The sequence below is a fragment of the Spirochaeta isovalerica genome (assembly GCF_014207565.1).
Classification (GTDB): domain Bacteria; phylum Spirochaetota; class Spirochaetia; order DSM-2461; family DSM-2461; genus Spirochaeta_F; species Spirochaeta_F isovalerica.
Map to the genome: position 1 here is coordinate 64,683 of NZ_JACHGJ010000002.1, position 18,879 is coordinate 83,561.

The 18,879-nt window shown below is 46.6% G+C and carries 18 protein-coding genes; 10 read left to right on the forward strand and 8 right to left on the reverse strand.

Going from position 1 to position 18,879, the window contains the following annotated elements:
- Positions 1 to 11 precede the first annotated feature (11 nt).
- Positions 12 to 950 carry a radical SAM protein gene (locus tag HNR50_RS05190; RefSeq protein WP_184744590.1) on the forward strand — a complete coding sequence of 313 codons (939 nt, stop codon included), beginning with the start codon at positions 12 to 14 and terminating at the stop codon, positions 948 to 950.
- A gap of 39 nt (positions 951 to 989) precedes the next feature.
- Here HNR50_RS05190 and HNR50_RS05195 read toward each other — a convergent pair whose 3' ends face one another.
- The 5 genes from HNR50_RS05195 to HNR50_RS05215 all read right to left on the reverse strand — a co-directional run bounded on the left by HNR50_RS05195 (position 990) and on the right by HNR50_RS05215 (position 5,366).
- Positions 990 to 1,955, reverse strand: a complete 966-nt coding sequence (locus HNR50_RS05195; protein WP_184744592.1) for a hypothetical protein — start codon at positions 1,953 to 1,955, stop codon at positions 990 to 992.
- A gap of 68 nt (positions 1,956 to 2,023) precedes the next feature.
- Positions 2,024 to 3,301 (reverse strand): glycoside hydrolase family 3 protein, encoded by a 1,278-nt coding sequence (locus HNR50_RS05200; RefSeq protein ID WP_184744594.1) that lies wholly within the window; start codon positions 3,299 to 3,301, stop codon positions 2,024 to 2,026.
- 6 nt (positions 3,302 to 3,307) lie between these two features.
- Entirely contained in the window at positions 3,308 to 4,342 is a 1,035-nt protein-coding gene (locus HNR50_RS05205) for an NADH:flavin oxidoreductase/NADH oxidase (RefSeq protein ID WP_184744596.1), read from the reverse strand.
- Positions 4,339 to 4,695 carry an arsenate reductase family protein gene (locus HNR50_RS05210; RefSeq protein WP_184744598.1) on the reverse strand — a complete coding sequence of 119 codons (357 nt, stop codon included), beginning with the start codon at positions 4,693 to 4,695 and terminating at the stop codon, positions 4,339 to 4,341. The genes HNR50_RS05205 and HNR50_RS05210 overlap by 4 nt, the downstream gene beginning before the upstream one ends.
- Positions 4,696 to 4,805: 110 nt before the next feature.
- Entirely contained in the window at positions 4,806 to 5,366 is a 561-nt protein-coding gene (locus HNR50_RS05215) for a chalcone isomerase family protein (protein ID WP_184744600.1), read from the reverse strand.
- A 162-nt stretch (positions 5,367 to 5,528) separates the two neighbouring features.
- Here HNR50_RS05215 and HNR50_RS22700 point away from each other — a divergent pair, with 162 nt between their 5' ends.
- The 6 genes from HNR50_RS22700 to HNR50_RS05245 all read left to right on the forward strand — a co-directional run bounded on the left by HNR50_RS22700 (position 5,529) and on the right by HNR50_RS05245 (position 12,080).
- Positions 5,529 to 7,157 carry an ATP-binding protein gene (locus tag HNR50_RS22700; protein WP_184744602.1) on the forward strand — a complete coding sequence of 543 codons (1,629 nt, stop codon included), beginning with the start codon at positions 5,529 to 5,531 and terminating at the stop codon, positions 7,155 to 7,157.
- Between the two features lie 112 nt (positions 7,158 to 7,269).
- On the forward strand, positions 7,270 to 8,658 hold the full coding sequence (locus HNR50_RS05225; RefSeq protein WP_184744604.1) for an MATE family efflux transporter: 1,389 nt from the start codon (positions 7,270 to 7,272) through the stop codon (positions 8,656 to 8,658).
- 12 nt (positions 8,659 to 8,670) lie between these two features.
- Positions 8,671 to 9,135 carry a MarR family transcriptional regulator gene (locus HNR50_RS05230; RefSeq protein WP_184744606.1) on the forward strand — a complete coding sequence of 155 codons (465 nt, stop codon included), beginning with the start codon at positions 8,671 to 8,673 and terminating at the stop codon, positions 9,133 to 9,135.
- A 228-nt stretch (positions 9,136 to 9,363) separates the two neighbouring features.
- Positions 9,364 to 9,888: a nitroreductase family protein gene (locus HNR50_RS05235; protein ID WP_184744608.1), complete on the forward strand. Its 525-nt coding sequence runs from the start codon at positions 9,364 to 9,366 to the stop codon at positions 9,886 to 9,888.
- Positions 9,889 to 9,944: 56 nt separating this feature from the next.
- Complete coding sequence (locus tag HNR50_RS05240) at positions 9,945 to 11,261, forward strand: MFS transporter (RefSeq protein ID WP_184744610.1); 1,317 nt, start codon at positions 9,945 to 9,947, stop codon at positions 11,259 to 11,261.
- A gap of 126 nt (positions 11,262 to 11,387) precedes the next feature.
- Entirely contained in the window at positions 11,388 to 12,080 is a 693-nt protein-coding gene (locus tag HNR50_RS05245; RefSeq protein WP_184744612.1) for a GNAT family N-acetyltransferase, read from the forward strand.
- Here the strand turns inward: HNR50_RS05245 and HNR50_RS05250 are convergent.
- Positions 12,011 to 12,496: a hypothetical protein gene (locus tag HNR50_RS05250; protein WP_184744614.1), complete on the reverse strand. Its 486-nt coding sequence runs from the start codon at positions 12,494 to 12,496 to the stop codon at positions 12,011 to 12,013. The two genes, HNR50_RS05245 and HNR50_RS05250, sit on opposite strands and share 70 nt — an antisense overlap.
- A gap of 131 nt (positions 12,497 to 12,627) precedes the next feature.
- Here HNR50_RS05250 and HNR50_RS05255 point away from each other — a divergent pair, with 131 nt between their 5' ends.
- Positions 12,628 to 14,628 (forward strand): methyl-accepting chemotaxis protein, encoded by a 2,001-nt coding sequence (locus HNR50_RS05255; protein ID WP_184744616.1) that lies wholly within the window; start codon positions 12,628 to 12,630, stop codon positions 14,626 to 14,628.
- Positions 14,629 to 14,751: 123 nt separating this feature from the next.
- Entirely contained in the window at positions 14,752 to 15,459 is a 708-nt protein-coding gene (locus tag HNR50_RS05260) for a hypothetical protein (protein WP_184744618.1), read from the forward strand.
- Positions 15,460 to 15,543: 84 nt separating this feature from the next.
- Here HNR50_RS05260 and HNR50_RS05265 read toward each other — a convergent pair whose 3' ends face one another.
- Both HNR50_RS05265 and HNR50_RS05270 read right to left on the reverse strand, forming a co-directional pair.
- Entirely contained in the window at positions 15,544 to 16,947 is a 1,404-nt protein-coding gene (locus HNR50_RS05265) for a hypothetical protein (RefSeq protein WP_184744620.1), read from the reverse strand.
- A gap of 72 nt (positions 16,948 to 17,019) precedes the next feature.
- Positions 17,020 to 17,688, reverse strand: coding sequence for a YfbR-like 5'-deoxynucleotidase (locus HNR50_RS05270; RefSeq protein ID WP_221439807.1), 669 nt, complete (start codon positions 17,686 to 17,688; stop codon positions 17,020 to 17,022).
- A gap of 219 nt (positions 17,689 to 17,907) precedes the next feature.
- Between HNR50_RS05270 and HNR50_RS05275 the strand changes: the two genes are divergently transcribed.
- Complete coding sequence (locus tag HNR50_RS05275) at positions 17,908 to 18,804, forward strand: phosphate/phosphite/phosphonate ABC transporter substrate-binding protein (RefSeq protein ID WP_184744622.1); 897 nt, start codon at positions 17,908 to 17,910, stop codon at positions 18,802 to 18,804.
- Positions 18,805 to 18,879: the final 75 nt, after the last annotated feature.

Below are 18,879 nucleotides of genomic sequence, written 5' to 3' on the forward strand. Positions count from 1 at the left end.
AAAGGAGATATATGTATAAATATCTTTTCGGTCCGGTCCCCTCGAGAAGACTTGGTGTTTCCCTCGGTGTTGATCTAGTTCCGCACAAAGTCTGTTCTCTCGATTGCGTCTACTGCGAAGTCGGCAGGACAACGGACCTGACCCTGGAAAGGCGTGAGTATTTTCCCGCTGATGAGATAAAATCGGAGCTAAAGTCGTGGTTCAGCCGGAATCCCGATCCGCAATATATCACATTTTCCGGATCAGGCGAGCCGACTCTCAATACGGCTCTCCCCGAAATTATCCGTTATATAAAAAAACTGCGTCCCGCTGTCCCTGTTGCAATGCTGACAAACGGCACATTGCTGAGTGATAAAAATGTCCGTGAAGCTCTTCTTGAATGCCATATTGTTCTTCCCTCTCTCGATGGAGCGACACAGCCGGTTTTTGAAGACATAAACCGCCCTGCTTCAGGTCTGAAGATCGAAGACTGCATTGAGGGGCTGATTCATTTCAGAAAAGAATACTCTGGAGAAATCCGGCTGGAGGTTTTTATTCTGCCGGGATACAACGATGGAGAGTGGGAGTTGACGGCTTTGAAAAAAGCGATTTTGAAAATTCAGCCCGACAGTGTTCAGCTGAACAGTCTGGACAGACCGGGTGTCCTCCCCGGGCTCAGAAAAGCATCGACAGAAGAACTGGAAAAGGTCATATCTTTCTGGAAACTCGATAACGTTGAGATCATTTCAAAACCGGCGGATAGAAAAAATGTTCCGTCCTATAAATCGGAAGCGGGGAAAACAATCCTGGATACGATTTCCCGGCGCCCCTGTACATCTGATGATCTCAGAGAGATTCTCGGTATCCATGTTAATGAGTTGAATAAGTATCTCGATGTTCTGGAAAGCGATGGACAAATAGAATCGGTAAGGGAAGAAAGGGGCTTATTCTATAAGTTGAAAAAAAGATAACCCCGGGGCTGTCGCAGCCCGGTCTGACCCCTTTCAGTTTTATGCAGCTTTGTCGGGCTTGCCCTTGTCGAGAGCCTGGAGCAGAGTCCCCGTAGCCGGAAGCTTTCTGATATGGCCGGCATCATCATACAGGGTAAGGCTTTTAAGCAGAGGAAGATCGTTTCTCTCAATTATGACCCAGAGATCTCCGGCTTCCGAGAAGGGTTTGTGCCTTTTTTCAATGCCGTCGAAACTGCAGCATCCGTCCTTGTGGTTTAGACCGGGATAGTATTCGTCTCTTATCAGATTCATGAAAGCCCCGTTCTGCCCTGTCTTCACAATATAGGACCACGTAGTGTCAGATACGGCAAGAGAAACACCGGGAAAACCAAGGCGGAAAGACATCAGCTCGAAGTGCTTTATGTTTTCAGGACGCTGGTAAGGCTGAAAAAAGAGGTACTCATCGCTTCGGCTCTTTTTGAATGACAGTTTACGTTCATTTAATAATGTTGACTGTTCCGTCGGGAGCTCTATTGTCCCTTTTCTGAATTCAAAGGCATCCCGGCACAGATCATCCCAGGCGGGTATGCGGTCAAATCGGTTTTTTATAAGTTCGTACTCTTTTTCCATCCATATCAGCATAGATGTATTGAAAGGAATCATCGTGCTGTAGCTCTTCGGGCTGAAGGCATCGGTATACCAGCAGTTATGGGCATCATAGGATTTGCAGATCAAACTCTGATGGGGTTGCGTATGGATGGTGCACTTACCATCTTCGGGCTGGAGAAAGCGGCATTTCCTCTGCAGATAGATAGTCCATTCCCCCGAGCGCTTGAGCCCCGGAAAGATATCTGAGTATGTGGACAAAAGCAGAAGATCGATAAAATCAGACTGGCTTTCCAGTCTGAACGGGGCCAAAGGCAAATTGCTGCAACAGGGCGTATTGTCGCAATGGGAACAGGGCGAATCATTCCACAGATCCTGTCTGACGATCAGGTCTCCCGGCAGGGCGATTTTTTCTTTCAATTCCTTAACTCTCCGATAAGAGTTGATATAGCCGAGAAAAAGAATTGTGTAAAGATGGAAAAGCCCTGTCAGTTATGCAAAAAATATTTATGCTCTTCGCTGCCCAGAAGGGTTTCAGGATTAATGGTCCGATCCGACATATAAACATATTGTCCTGAGTCATCCATTATGTTGAAATCCATTTTGACTGAGATAATCCTGTATACCGATTCATCAATTCGCTCCGGCGTCAGGCGTCCTTCCCTGCAGGCTTGAACAAGGGCTTCGAAAGCTTCTTCCGGCGATTGAGGATTCAGAATGAGATCGATTCCCGCTTCTACAGCCAGAACCGCCGCTTCTCCAGGTTCCCATCGTCTTGTTATGGCTCCCATGCCCATGGAATCCGTGACTGTCAGACCGCTGAAACCCAGTTCTTTTCGGAGAAGACCGGAAATGATCCGGGAAGAGAGGGTGGAAGGCAGATCGTTTCCCGTTACCTCCGGCACCTGTATATGTGCTGTCATAACAGCGGGAGATCCCGAATCTATACCCATTTTAAAGGGAATGAGTTCCAGACTCTTTAAGCGGCTGAGGTCGTGCTGCACCGAAACGGACCCCAGATGGGTATCGGCAACCGTATCGCCATGTCCGGGGAAATGTTTAATAACCGGGATGACATTTTCCTCCATAAGGATTTTGACTGTCTGAGCTACCATTTCTCCGACAATCTGCGGGTCGGAACCGAATGATCTTTCTCCGATTACTGTATTTTCACTGTTTGAAAGAACATCGGCCACGGGGGCAAAGTCCATATTTATACCCAGTGCCGACATCTCCCGGCCTATTATGCGGGCTTTCATTGTCACAGCATCTTCGGAGTCCATTCGCCCTATATCTCCATTGGAAGGCAGAGCGGTAGCATGAAGGCTTTCGCTGGCTGTTAACCGGTTGATTTTTCCGCCTTCCACATCGGCGGAGATAAACATGGGCGTGCGGCTGATTTCCTGCAATCCGCCGATGAGCTCCAGGGTCTGGGGAATGGTACTCAGATTGCCTCCGAAGAGAATAACTCCCCCGGGCCTGATGAACTCAAGTCTATCTTTGAGGAAAGAATCCACTTCCAGAAGCGATCGGGAGTTGGAGATATCTCTGGCATTGATAATAATCATCTGTCCGATTTTTTCTTCCAGAGAAAGCGTGCTCATATAAGCGAGAACAGGATCCCTCTGTTCAGGCTCTGCAGCTTCTTCCCGCTTTTCTGTAAACGGTTCCAAAGGCTTTTCTGTCACAGAATCCCCTGTATCAATTGTCCGGCAGGAAAACAAAGCGGTGAGCAGAATCAGAAGAGGAATAAGCTTTTTATTCATAATATGTTATAAAGCTCTTTCGTATTGAACCGGAGTATATGCGGTTTTTATTCCCTTCGCCTTGGCACTGAGCAGAGGGAAATAGGGGTTCCGGAGCAATTCCCTTCCGAAAAATACCAGATCGGCATCTCCGTCTGTCAGAATCTTCTCTCCCCTTTCATAGTCCGTTACCAGACCTCCGCCGATGACAGGCAATCCGGTCTGTTCTCTGATTGTTCCGGCCGCAGGAATCTGGAAAGCCGGACCGACTGGAATTACGGCATCGGGATCCACCCCGCCGGTACTGACGTGGATAATATCGACCCCTTCCTCTTTTACAAGGTTGAGAATGGCCGCAATGTCGGCTGCCTTATTTCCCCCTTCTTTCCAATCCTCGCCGGAGACGCGAACCATCAGCAGCTTCTCTTTATTCCATACGGTGCGTACCGCTCTGATAACCCGGCGCAGAAGTTCCGCTCTCTTTTCCGGTGATCCGCCGAAATCATCGGTTCTTCTGTTTGTGAGGGGAGAGAGAAATTCGCTTATAAGGTAGCCGTGGGCTCCATGGATTTCCAGAACCTGATAACCGGCATCGCCAGCGCGTCGCGCGGCATCGCGGAAAGAATCCACAACCTCATCGATATCATTGCGATTCATCTCTCTGGGGGTTTTGTAACTCTTGTCGGATTCATCGAAATTGAGTGGAGAGGGCGCTATGATATCTTCTGCAAGAACAGTGCATTTACGGCCGGCATGAGCCAGCTGTATGGCCGGAACAGCTCCTTCGGCTTTTATGCCTTCCACTACCGCGCTGAGGGCCGGAATGTGATCATCGTTCCATATTCCAAGGTCCCGGTCGGAAATCCTTCCCCGCGGTTCGACAGCCGTCGCTTCCTGGATGATAAGGGCTGCTCCGCCCTGGGCTCTCGTCCGGTAATGGAACTGATGCCATTCCGTTGCCAGACCGTCCTCGCCGGCGCTGTACATGCACATGGGAGGCATGACTATCCTGTTTCGCAGGGAAACGTTTTTCAGGTTGAAAGTTTTAAAAAGCTCACTCATAGGTTATGACTCCATTCCGTTTCTTTAAAGCCTACCAGCACGATTTCGTTTTTGATAATTATCGGTCTCTTGAGGAGCATTCCGTCGGAAGCCAGTAGTTCTGCCGCATCATCGGCAGTCATTTGCTCAAGTCTGTCTTTGATCCCCAGTTCCCTGTACCGTTTTCCCGAAGTGTTGAAGAACTTGCGGAAAGGCAGGCCGCTCTTTTCTATCAGGTTTTTTATTTCCGCGGCAGCGGGAGTCTCTTCCACAATATGGTGTGAATTATATTTGAAGTCTCTGCCGTCGAGCCATTTTATCGCTTTCCGGCAGGTGGAGCAGGTGGGATATTGATAGAGTACGTATTCAGACATAGGTTTGCATCTTCCTTGTTAGTGACTTTAATTGACTTAAAAGTAATAAAGAAATGGCCATACGGACAGTTCCTGATGGATAAGTCTTCCCGATTGGCAATTTTTGATTATCAGTTATCGAGCATCGCCTTTTTCAGCCTGCCATCGGCAGGGTCGTCTCCAAGCCAAATCGTAAAGAGGGTTTGTCTGAACCTGTCATTATTGATTGTGGCCAGTTTCCTGCTTCCCTTGTAGGCTGTGAGGCTGATTCCGGGCAGACTCACAAAAGTGAATTGGTCCCCTTTACTGATTTCGTCGCTGAAAATGGCTATGAAGTCATCAATCTCTTTTCTCAGCGGGGCTGTGTTGCCGCCCATCGCTTTGTCAAATCCCTCTTCTATAGTCTCTCTCATAAGCTCGCTGGTTATGATTTTCGAGATAATATCCAGGCGGATGACTGAAGGAACCGGACCGTCTAGGACCGGCCCGGAATCCGATACGGACTGAGCCGTATATAGAGATCCGACATAGAGGCGGATCACCACTTTTGTCCGGATTCCTGCGCCGTTCAGATTGAAATTTATTCCCTCATAGGAAACGCTGTCGCTGACAGAGACTCCCGCTATTGTTGTTCCGGCGAAAGCGGGAACCAGCATTAAAGTGAACAGGAGAGTTAAAATGGCATTTTTCATAGAGACTCCTTTGTTTTTTAGATTATAAGGGTAGCGGGGAAGCTGTGCAATTCATTCCCGGTTTTTCTCCGGTATCGGAAAGAGAAACCGGGAATGCGAATCATTTGTCAAAATCTCTCTCCTCAGCCTATAATCATTATGAACATGGAGAAATAAAGAATAGTGTTCGATCGGTTATCAAAAGAAGGTCTCGAAAGTTTTGCGCGCCTCATTTCCAATATCCCGATGATTTTCTACGTCCTGGACAGGGAGTGGACTTTTCTGCTGTCGGAAGGCGCCGGTCTAAAAGAACTGGGACTCAAACCGGGTGAAGTCGTAGGCAGAAACGCCAAAGAAATGTACAAAGACTATCCAGGCATAATTCAAGCCATTGAGAAGGCCTTCCATGGTGAAACCATGAAGATGAATCACTATGTGGGCCCCTTGTTTTTTGAGAATTATATTGTCCCCCTCTACGACAGCCAGGGGAAAATTGAAGGTGTAGCCGGTGCTTCCTTCGATGCATCAGAGAAAAAAAGGACCGAAGAGGAACTGGAAAAAACTCTGCGGTTTCAAAACGCTCTTATCAACAGCATTCCCGGTATGCTTTATATGTACAGTGCCGAAGGCAAACTGAAAGTGTGGAATAACGCTCATGAAAAAATTACCGGTTACAGTTCTGAAGAGCTGCTGGATCGGAACCTCATGGATTGGTATGCCAATGATCCGGAAAGCCAGATAGCTGTAACCAGAGGGCTTGAAAAAACTGTTTCAGAAGGATTCGGGGAAGCGGAAGCCAATCTGCAATGCAAAGACGGGAGAGCCATTCCTTTTTATTTTACCGCCTGTCCTCTGGTTGTCGACGGCGAAGATTATTTTGTGGGAATGGGCGTTGATATCAGTTCGAGAAAAAAAGCGGAACGGGAGCTTCAGGAGCTGAATAAAACACTGGAGCTTAAGATTCAGGATAGAACCGATGAGCTGGAAAAGGTGAATGCCCATCTCAAAAATACGAATCTTGATCTGATCCGGACTAATGATCAGCTCCGGCAGATGCAGGCTTATGCCATTGAAACTGAAAAAATGGCGGCTTTGGGCGGTCTCGTCGCAGGTGTGGCACATGAAGTGAACACGCCTCTGGGAATCGGAATTACGGCTTCGACTTATCTGAAGAGCCTGAGCGGAGAATTTATTGAAGCCATAGAAACGAACAGCGTTTCCAAAAGCCAGATGATTGACTATCTGGAAAAAATCGAAAGTTCATCACTGATAATTCATAAGAATCTGGAGAAAGCGGGTCGGCTGATCAATAGTTTCAAGCAGTTGTCCATCGATCAGTCCGATGAACCGATGCGCTCTCTCGACCTTGAGGAATACCTGACGGAAATTCTTTTCACTCTTTCTCCTGCATTGAAGAAAACCGATATTGCTATCAATATTGATTCTCCTGAAGAAATCCGTATTATCACCTATCCCGGTGCTTTTTCTCAAATAATCACAAATCTCATTATGAATTCGATCAATCATGGGTTCGATTCCGGGGAATCGGGGAGAATAGATATTTCATTAAGAGAAGAAGAAGATTTTACTGTCATAGATTACAGAGATAATGGAAAGGGCATGACAGAAGACGTAAAATCGCGTATATTCGAACCCTTTTTTACAACAAGACGGAATCTGGGGGGAACAGGACTGGGACTGTCTGTTGTGTATACTCTTGTGACTCAAAAATTTCAGGGCTCCATTTCCTGCTATAGCGCTCCGGGGAAAGGAACGCAGTTTCTACTGCATCTTAAATCGATACTCACATAAAAATAAATTTTTCATTAGTTAGAAATCTAACCTATTGACTGTTGTTTGAAAAATCTCTATCTTTGCAGATATATAAAGTTAGAAATCTAATCAATTTGCAAGGATACCATAAATGGATAAACAAAAAAACTTAAGAGAGATGCCTATCGGCAGGCTTCTCTGGTCCTTTTCTCTCCCTTCAATTATCGCCATGGTGGTTAATGCCATATATAACGTCGTAGACAGAATCTTCATCGGCCGCTTTGCCGGGGAGGAAGCTCTCGCAGCGCTTACCATCGCCTTTCCCGTTATGATGATAATCTTTGCCCTGGCGACTCTTATCGCCAGCGGTTCCTCAGCTCTCATGTCTATAGAACTGGGTAGAAAAAACAGTCTTAAGGCCGGGCAGATTTTCGGAAACGCCATAACAATGGGAGTCATTCTCACTATTGCCGTCGTCCTCATTCTCCAATGGAAAATGGACGCGGTTCTCAAGCTTTTCGGTGCCGAAGCGGGGACTCTGGCTCTGGCAAAATCCTATTTGAGAATCATTCTCGGTGGATTCATTTTTAATATGCTGGCTTTCGTTTTCAATTTTACAGTCCGGACTGAAGGGCAGGCCCGTCTTCCCATGTTTGCCATGATTCTCTCAGCACTGACGAATATCGTTCTCGATGCCCTCTTTGTCATTGTTTTCGGCTGGGGGGTGGAAGGAGCGGCGGCGGCAACCATCATCGGCCAGTTTCTGGGATTTCTTTTCCTTCTGTCCTTCTACCTCAGAAAAAAAAGTTCAATCCACCTTCACAGAGAGGACTTCCGTCTGCAGGGCGCTATCATGAAAAGCATACTGCTCACCGGTATGGCTACATTTATGGGGACTGTCGGAAACAGCCTGGCTATCGGGTTTCTCAATCAGAGGCTGAGTCTCTACGGCGGAACTCAGGCCATTACATCCATGGGGGCCATCAACAGTCTGTTTACACTTTTCTTTATGCCGCTCATGGGGCTTCAGCAGGGAATGCAGCCTATTGTCGGTTTCAATCACGGAGCGGAACAGCATGACAGAGTAAACGGGACAATGAAGCTGGCCATGATCTGGGCGACTGCTTTCTCAACCTTTGTTTTTATCTGCCTGAGGCTCTTTCCCGTTACGCTTCTCGGTCTTTTTATCGATCCTTCCTCACCCACCATGATTACGGCGGTGGAAGGACTCAATATCTTCTTCATGATGCTTCCCATTGTCGGAGTCAACATTCTGGGTGTTTCCTTCTTTCAGGCGACGGCTCAGGGGACAAAAGCCCTTATTCTCAGTACCCTGAGACAGTTTCTCTTTCTCATTCCCCTTCTGGTCATACTGCCTCCCGGACTGGGGCTTAAAGGCGTCTGGGTTTCAATCCCGGTTGCCGACGGGCTGGCCATACTGATCACGGCTCTGGCATTGCTGCTGGACTACAGGAAAAGAGAGAATTCCCATAAAAGGCAAAGCGGTTTACAATTGGAATCAGTCGGAAAAATCGGATAGAGGAGTAAAACGGTGGATTCCCCCGAAGACATACTGAGCCTGTTTCATTTGAAAAGAGATCTCAATGAGCTGTATTTCAAGGGTTTTTTTCAAATCTATGATTTCCCCGAAGGGCTGAATCCCACCCATATGCTTACTCTGATTCATCTGGATCATGCCGGACCTTCGCCAATGACCCAGATCAGTCACTTAATGCAGCTCGAGAAAGGCTCTTTTACTCCCGTCGCGGGAAAACTGGTTGAGATGGGGTTTATCCGCAAAGACAAAAACAGGGAAGATAAGAGAATTTCGGAACTCCATCTGACCGAATCGGGACTAAAGCTGGTAACCGATTTCAAAGAGGAGCATAAAGGCTTTATTCTGGAACGGATTTCTCTTCTTCCCGAAAAAGAGCAGAGAGAATACTTCTCTCTGATGAATCGTTTGAATGAACTGGATTCGATTATTATCGGGGAATTATCCAGACCCGATAATTGACGACAGAGCTGATATAAAAAAAAGCCTGTACCGCGCCGTTACTTAATACCCCTCCTTAACAAGATGGAGGATCAGGGGGTATTCGGCGTCGGAGAGACAGCAGAATCGTCAGTTGAACTCAATTTGAAAAAAAGGAAATTCCTTCACAGGCACGAACAGACAGGCTCCTTTTCTTCTTTATAAAATATATGCTTCCTGTTATCATGTATTCCGTTCAAGGAGGATTATATGGAGCTTTTCGAAGCCATTGCAAAGAGATACAGCTATCGCGGAGAATTTACAGACCAGAAGGTACCTGAAGAAGATCTTGTTCATATCGTCCAGGCGGGAATACAAGCTCCTTCGGGGAAAAACTCACAGACAACAGAATTTGTTATAATCACCGACAAGGCTGACATTGAAGCCATAGCCGGAATCATCGGCTATAAATATCTGAAAACTGCACCGGCCCTCATCGCCGTTTTTTCCGATACCAGCCCTACCATGAGCGGTTATTCCTTCTACAGAGAGGATTACGCTGCAGCTGTGGAAAACATTCTGCTGGCTGTAACAGCCTATGGATACAGCTCCCTCTGGATCGATGGCGCTTTGCGAAGCGAAAACAGAATTGAAAGAATCTCAAAACTTCTGAACGCACCGGCAGACCGTCTGCTTACCGTTGTTCTTCCCGTCGGAAAAGCCGTCAATGAAGGTGTGCAGAACAGTAAAAAGCCATTCGGTGAAAGGGCCTGGTTCGGACGTTACGGAAGTTGATTTCCCGTTTCGATATTCGAAGAAAAGTGTACAATTAACCACAGGAGTATCCGTTTATGCCAAAAGAGTTTTCCGCAGCCCGACTGCCCCTAAAAGAAAAATATTCATTTTCCACAGCCTTGATGGGACAGACGATGATTTACAATTTTGTCAATCTGTATCTGCTCATTTTCTACACCGACGTTCTCGGAATCAGTGCCGTTGCGGCGGGCTCCATATTTCTGGGCGCCCGTATCTGGGACGCCGTCAATGATCCGATTATGGGTGTCATTGTCGATCATACAAAAACGAAATGGGGGAAATGCCGTCCTTACCTGCTGTTTTTCCCTCTGCCCATAGCGTTCCTTACTGTTCTTCTCTTTAATGCTCCCCAGTGGAGCGAGGCGGCGAAAGTCGCTTACGCCGCGGTCACTTATATTCTCTGGGGGATGTTCTACACTTCCGTGGATATCCCTCTATGGACGATGAGCAGCCGGATGACAACCGATCTTCACGAGCGGGAATCTCTCATAGCCTCGGGCCGGATTTTCAATATTATCGGAAGCGCTCTCCCTGTTATCCTTGTGGTTCCCCTTAAAATGGCTCTGGGAAAGGGAGATGAGTCCAGAGGCTATCTGCTGACAGTCGTTCTCTTCTGCGCCGTAGCACTTCCCCTTCTTCTTCAGTCTTTTTTCATTACCAATGAGCGGGCTCCTTCCAGCGATGAATTCAAGCCGGACCTGAAGGAAAACCTGAAAGCTATCTGGGGCAACAAGCCTCTTCTTCTGCTGCTCAGCTCGTCGATCCTAAACGTTCTCGTCGTTCTTCCCGTTAATGCTGGCATTTTCTTTGTCACCTACAATCTCGGTGATGAAGCGCTCTTTGCCGTGATGGCCGGAACCGTTCTGGTCGCAGCCGGTTTGGGAAGCGGGCTGGCTCCCGTTCTGGCCAGACGGTTCAGACCCCGGGATATCCTCATCTGGTCATCTGTCCTAACAGCTGTTTTATTCACAATCGGTTATTTCGTCGGTTACGGGAATTTTCCCGTTGTTATCGGCTTTACTTTTGTCATCGGAACTCTTCTGGGGGTTCCTCTTGTCCTGAGAACCTCTATGCTCGCAGAAACGATTGAGCACTACGAGGGGATCAGCGGAAAGAGAAGCGAAGGAATCATATTTTCCTCCATGACTTTTTCCGGCAAACTGAAGATGGGTATTGCGGCTTTTCTCGTCGGATGGATACTCAAAATCGCAGGTTACGTTCCCGAAGCTGTTCAGTCTCCGGAGGCTTTGAAGGGCATATTCATTATGCTCACAATTGTTCCCGCTCTGGGAAGCCTTCTGACCATAATCCCCCTGTGGTTCTATAGGCTGGAGAACGGGTCGGAGAGCTGAAGACGCAACTCCACTTCGAAAAAAAAGGGGTAACATAATTAAATCGATTCGGGCGAGAGGTCTTGCGATAAAAGATGATAAATAACGTTTATTGCCCTTGAAATCTGCTATATTATTTCGGTAGCCATGCATTATTACGAAGTTCTGAAGCCGACGGAATGTACGGGAGATATTTTCGATATCCTGCTCTCCCTCGGCTGGTATCCCATGGGGCAGACAATTTTCACCACATCTCATCTCTTCAGGGAGGAAGATACACCCCCGGCTCGAGTGCACTGGCTCCGCTACCCGGTCAGCTCTTTAGCCGATAAGATTTCTCACAGGAGAATTCGTAAAAAAAATAACTCTTTCACGATCGAGCTTGCCGATCCTTTTATCCACAGAGTGGAACTGAATGAATTGTATGAGAAATATATCGCTGCGGTTGAGTTCGATGGTTATAAATCGGTTGAAAAGGCGACATACCGGAGTGATGAGACGAATATCTACAGGAGTAAAGCGATTCTGGTTCGTGACGGAGATAGGCTCATCTCCTGCGGTATCTTTCATCAGGGGGCTGTCTCCGTCGCTTCCGTTCTACACTTTTATGATCCCGACTACAGAAAATACAGTCCCGGGAAATATCTTATACTGAAGACTCTGGATTACTGCCGGAAAGAGGGACTTGAGTGGTATTATCCCGGCTATGTTATTCGCGGAAATCCGAAAATGGATTACAAACTTTTTCTGGGGCAGGATAAGGCTCAGTATTATTTACCCGAGCCCAACCCTCTGTCCGGCACCTGGTTGCCCTTCTCTTCCGATTTACTGACTCTGTAATCCAGTCCTCCGGGCGGATACTGGTTCCTGTAGGTGAAGAGGAGGCGAATATTGATCATCTCCCCTCCGTATTCGATAAAGCAGTTGTCCCAGTCCAGCGGTTCGCTATTAACAATGATATCGTAACGCAGCTGATGACCTTCGGGGTATGTTTCATCAAAATCCAGAAACCAGGACCAGACTGTTCTGACAGTCAGGATGGAAGAGCGGCCCATTTGATCCCTGTATTCGAGAAAGGGGTTGGTTCGCAGAAGATTGATACAATATATTGCGCTTCTCCCATCAACAGAAAAAGGTTCGGGTCCGGGAATGATTTCAGAGGGCTGACTCCAAAGAAGCAGACTTTTAACGAAGAGGCACAAAATAAAAACAGCTTTTTTATCCATAGTAACAAGATCGATATTCTTATGGTTCATCTTGAAGATAATAATTGTATTGTAATTGGTGTCTTGTTTAAGGATCAGGCCAATTATATGACTGCAAATTTTTAATATTCACAAGATTGATGAATTAATTTCTATACTCTATAGTATTAATGGAGGTTGGTATGCCTGTGAACAAGTCTCTTCGTTTTTTCATCCTGCTCAATTTTATTGTTACGGATTTAATCGGTACAGCCCTTCTTTGGAGTTTCAGTGTCTTCTATATCCTGAGAGATTACAGACGTTTCACCGAAAACCTTACAATATTCGCATCCATAGTTATCGCCCTTGTTCTGATAGTTGCGGTAATTCTGGCGATCAGGCTCAAACCGGTTGTTCAGGAAGCGCAAATCCTCAGATCGGGGAATCTTGCCGATACAGAAACAAGAAACAAGACAAATAAAGTCATATCAACCCTGCCGATTATTTTTATGGCTGCCAATATTACCGGTTTTTTTCTGGGACCGGTTATCCAGTACCTGATTAAATCCATGACTCTGGGAATCCCCTTTCTGGGGTTTGAACTCCTATCGGCCATTTTGTACTCAACGGGTATTGGGCTCGGCGTTACGGTTATTCAAATCCGGATTACCGACCGGATCCTCTTCGGTTTTGAGATGGACAGGAAGCTGTACCGGATAGACAGTTCCAAACCGGATTGGGCTCGGCGTCAGTTTATGATCGGATTCTCAATTTTCTATATGAGCTTTGCCTTATTCTCTTCAGCGGGGCTGGCGTATCTGAAAGAAGAGATGTTTGCCCCTTCCCGCGTCGATGCGGTCAGCGGGGCCTCGGAACACCTGGATTACCGCGTCCGTTTCTGGAGTGAAGCTCTGGAAGGGAACAGTCCCGTTCTGAACGATCACACACCGGAATTGGTTGTGCGGATTGAAGAATTTTACCTGAAAATGGGACTGCTGGCTATCCTGATAGGCGGAGTTAGCTGGCTTATTATGCGGATGGAGCAGGCTCCCACGACCAAACGGATAAGAGTCATTAATCAGAGTATAGAGGATCTGAGTTCCGGAAAGATGAATCTGGAAGAGCGCATACCCATCACTTCAACCGATGAACTCGGTGAGACGATCAACTGGATAAACCGATTTCTCGACAGACAGAACAATCTTTTTGAAACCATAAAAGAGGCATCCTCGACAATTAAAGATGTGTCGGAAGAGTTAACGGGAATGGTTGAGAATGCCCAGGTTGTCCGGGAGCAATTGAACACATCCGTTTCGGAAGTAGGGCAATCGGTTAATCATCAGAATGCGGCCATTGAAGAGACAAGCGCCAACGTCAATGAACTGGTTCTGGGCATTGATCAGACAAACCGGAACCTGACCGATCAATCTCTTGCCGTGGAGGAGTCGACTGCCGCCATCGAAGAGATGACGGCCAGCATAGCTTCGGTTAACATCAGTTCGGAAGAAGCTTATAAAAAAACCGAAGACCTTCTGACCCGTTCGGAAGAGGGAGGTAAAGCCATGAATGACCTCCTTCAGGAAATACGAATGATTGCCGATGCCTCGCAGGAGGTTGCAGCCAGCACTTTGCAAATTTCCAATATAGCGGCTCAGACCAATCTTCTGGCAATGAACGCGGCGATAGAAGCTGCCCATGCCGGAGACAGCGGTCGGGGATTCGCCGTTGTGGCGTCGGAAGTCCGAAAGCTGGCGGAAGAGTCCAGCGAAGTTTCTAAAAGAATCACAGTCATGACCAAAGATATGAGTGTCAGAGCGCTGTCCGGTCTGGAAAAAACGGAAGAGACTCTGGAGCGGTTCTCTATCATCAAGGAAGGCGTCGGGTCGCTGGCCAGAATCAACAGCACCATCTCTTCGGCCATGGAGGAGCAGAACCAGGGGAGCCGGGATATTCAGTCTTCCATGATCAAATTGAAAGGTATGACCGGCGAAGTTCTCGAACACATGAAAAGCCAGAGCGATTTGAGTTCTTCAGTCCTGGCTAACAGCGTTTCGCTTTCAGAGGCCGCAGGACACATTCATAACAGAATGGATGAGCAGAAACAGGTGCTCAATGAACTGGAGAACTTTATTCAAAACCTTCAGAAGGTCGTTGAACAGAATGCCCTGACAGTAATTCAGCTAAAGGGATCCATGCAAAAGTAGGGTATAAGGTTTATAAACTATATGAAATTCTCTATATACGATAAAAAAATATAAATAAAAATTGATCAATTTGTGAATTAATTATATTATGAAGTAAAGTAAAGTGGAGGACTGAACATTAAAATGAAAAAAATTATTGTATTATTCAGTATTGCAATTCTTGTATTTACAGGGTGTAACAAACCTATCCCGACAGCTACGACCGAGGCTAAGCCTGCTGCAGCTGCCGTCTCTGACGGAAGTGAAGACCTTGTAATCGATTTCCAGGTAAGCCTTGACGGCAAAGATTCCATGAATCGCTTCAACTGGAAAGGTAACATTCGCTACATGGCAGCTGAGGATTCTTACGATGCGGCCAGCGGCGCCTCATTGGCCGGATCAACTCATCTGTTCATGAGCTACCTGTACGATGTGGAAGCTAAGAACACTATGTCTACTGGACTCAGAGGTCTGTTCCTCTTCGGTGTTACCGGAGCATCACAGGTTGAAAACGACAATCTTCACGCTATTAAGAACAGCGACGGATCAATTTCCATCCTCTACGTTCACAGAGGAACAGCTTACCGTTTCACAACGGACAGCAAAGGTATTCTTTCTCTTCCCGACGCGAAAATGGAGAGCAGAAAAATCGGAACTCCCCAGGAGCTGGAAGCGGAATTCACTTCCGACGGAACAGCCATGGGTGTTGACTTCGAGAAAGTTTTCTCTTCCAACGTTGTCGCCGAAAACTACAATCCCGAAGCTATGTATTTCTGGGATGGAGACCTGAAAGTGACTCTCGAGAATGGACTTCTCGGTATGACTGGCGTTCTGACAGCAGTTAGACAGTAATAAATAGCTGACTATTTACCGGCACCGTTTGGTGCCGGTTTTTTTTTGCCGTCTTGAAATAACCGGAAAGGTAGTTTCCTGTAATTAACGGTTCATATAATTATCGATAATCTGTTGATCCAGCATTTCCATGGATTTGCCGGGGTCATACTGAACGGCGTCGAGGATACGGACTATGCTTGCATCTTTGCAATCCATGCCTTTATCATCACCATTTATAAATCTGCCAAAGTAATTATTTAGTAGCAATTTACCATCTTTTTCTTTCACATCAGTATCAAAGCCTTTGTTTTCAAAACCGTATCGGGCAATGGAACCGTCTTCCATAAGGCAGTAGACAAAATAGCCGTTAAGGTTTTTATCAGACCAGAACCATCGGTCACTTTCTTTCGTTACCTGGTCTGCAACCCTCACATTTAGTTCCCCCGAAAAATCACCGGCCATATAAATCACCCCGTTATACTCGTACTCAATATACGTCAGCCAATATTCTCTCGGATTGTAACCACAGAACAGTTGATATACTATTCCTCCCTGCCAATTTCCATTTCCCTGAGTATCGAAACCCGATTCTTCTCCGAATTCGGCATTTTTCACAACAACTTCTGATCCCGTAAGATCTGGGGTTATCAATTTTGATTCATTTTCATCTTTTTCCCAGATAAATTGCAGTCCCCGCAGATGACCCTTCCCGGAAAAGACTTCATGATTTACAAAAATGAATAATTCCGGTCCGGCTTTGTCGAATTGTACGAGAGGGCCAAGAATAGGAGCTTTGTAGGATGAACCGCTCCATATATCGGCATCGAGTTCCACTTTTACAATTCTGTCGCTTTCTACCAGATCTCCCAATGGATATGTGTCATTCCAGGCAAGCTTTTTCTCTTCATCAATCTGAGGGGATTCATCTACGGGAGCTGATACTTGAACCTGAGGGATTTCCTCTGCCGGGACTGTATCTGGGTCAGTGGGAATCACATCAGATTCCCCTCTCTCTTCTGGTTTCTTTTCCATATGAGTCCCGGAAGTGTCATCCGGTACAAATGAGGAATTATCTCTGAATAGATCCATCAATTCGGGCGGAAAGAAGTTTCCCTTATGCAGGAGTGCTTCAAACTCACCGGTAAAATTATCAATCGTACTGATTTCCAGGTAAGTAAAATAGATTCTTCCGTTATATGATCCCCCGAATCCATGATCGGGACCGGACCCGGGACCGAACAGGAAACGGCTGTTTTCGATTACTTGTCTATTGTCCTGATCTTCAACCGCGATAATCAGGTAGTTCCCTTTTCGGCTCTCATCAATTCTATCCGAGTATTGAAAGTCAATGTGAGGAAGAATCCGGTTCAGGTCGTGAATGACCTTCTCGGCCACCGGTTCGGGAGTGAGAACCCGGACATTGTTATCGAGGACTGTCTTATTTTGAGTTGCACAGGCTGTCAGCCCGAACAGGAGTGATAGAAAAAGAACTATTGATTTTCTCATTTGCCGATCCTTTTTATTACAGTACTCTCTGAATTTTAATGGACCGGAATAATTTATCTATAGGAAAATTTCTTATTCTTCCCTTATGTCCTTGCAAGCCTCGAAGACCGCCGGGTCGAAATGGAGCGTTTCACGGAAACTGAACAACTCTTTGCCGAAGAACTCTTTGATATCGATATCAAAGTCCAGAATGGCGTATTTAATAAAGTACCGAACGCTATCCAGATCCACTTTGATCAGCGATTCAGAACTGTCTATTAAAACGGCTCTGAAGATATCATTGCCCAGCTTTATCTCTTCAATTGACTCGATCATGGTATCGATAATATCGGCGGCGCGGATGATCTGCCCTTCAACATCGTCGGTTTTGGGATTGAGAATATAGGATTTGAACTGATTGCGCCATGATTTGGGTAGATGGGATTCAATGTCTTCCCTGAAAGCGATCTCTTCAATCTCCTCCATGGCTTCCCTCATGGCCTGAGTTTTCTTTTTGGTCGGGCCCAGTATATCCCCGGTACACTGTTCTATCATGTCGTGGTTGATGGCTTTCTGTAACACTTTAGCCATATCCACCTTGTTTCCGAACTTTTTGCTTTCCCAGATGGCCAGTCCTTCGGCTATTTTGGCGACCGACCACATATGCTCGGCAACGGATCGCTTCTTGAAGCAGTATTTGTTCTGATATCGCTTAATCTCCATGAGGGAGCGGGATTCTACTAAATGGGTTCCAAAGGGCATAAATTTTCGCCTCCTGAGTTTAAGATAACCGATTACGGACCGGAAAAAAAGGGGAGATTCTGGATGATCTGATCTTGTTGAAAAAAACATGGGCAGCAGTCTTCGGGAAAAAGGCTGTTGTCTGAAAGTTATGCGGGTTCGTAAATAAAAAATTCTTTGCGCATTTTCCTCCTTACTTTATACTTCAATTAGTAATGTATAGAAAAGGAGGCATATGCCGTGAAAAAAGTTCTATTGCTGTTATTGATTCTTGGAATGTCCACTGTGCTTTTTGCAAAGGGGCAAGCAGAACTGGGAACTGAGGAAAATCCCATTGTCTGGTCTTTCGTACCTTCCGGTGACACTCAGGAGATCGCTGCCGGTGGGGAAGAGGTCGCTGACATGATTTATGAGAAAACAGGGATTGTTGTAGAAGCCAGCGTTGCTACAGAATACGCCGGAGTCATCGAAGCCCTTTCCAGTAACCCGCCCAGTGCCCACATGGCTTCTCTGGCAACATTCGCCTATGTTGTTGCAGCGGACCGCGGCGTAGCCGAAGCTGAACTGATCAGCGTGCGATACGGCCGGCCGTTCTATGACGGACAGATTATCGCCGGTGCCGATACGGGAATCAAATCTCTTGCCGATCTGGCTGGTAAAACTTTTGCCCGCCCTGACCCATTGTCCACATCGGGTTGGATTATTCCCGCTCTGACAATGAGAGCAAACGGGATCAACCCCGATACTGATCTGGCTGAAATCGTTGATGCCGGCGGACATACGGGAGTTGTTACCGCTGTTTATAATGGCGATGCCGATGCCGGAGCGACCTTTGTAGACGCCCGGAGCAATATTCAGGAAGATAACCCCGATGTTATGGAAAAAGTTCTCGTTATCGAAGTTTCCGCTCCCATTCCCAACGACGGCGTGCAGTTCCACCCCTCTGTTCCTGAGGAAATGAGAGAAAAAATCATTAATGCACTGCTTGAAATCGCTGATGATGAAGCCGGAAATGCAGCTCTGAACAAAGCGTATTCCTGGACAGCTCTGGAAAGACACCAGGATGATTTCTATGATCCTTTCCGACAGGTCCTTCAGGCCGCCGGCGTAGATGCCGCCAGTCTGATGGGAGAATAATACTGATTTAAATGATATCCGGGGGGCTTATTTTAAGCCCCTCAATAGTTTTACCGGCTTTCCGAAAGGGAATTT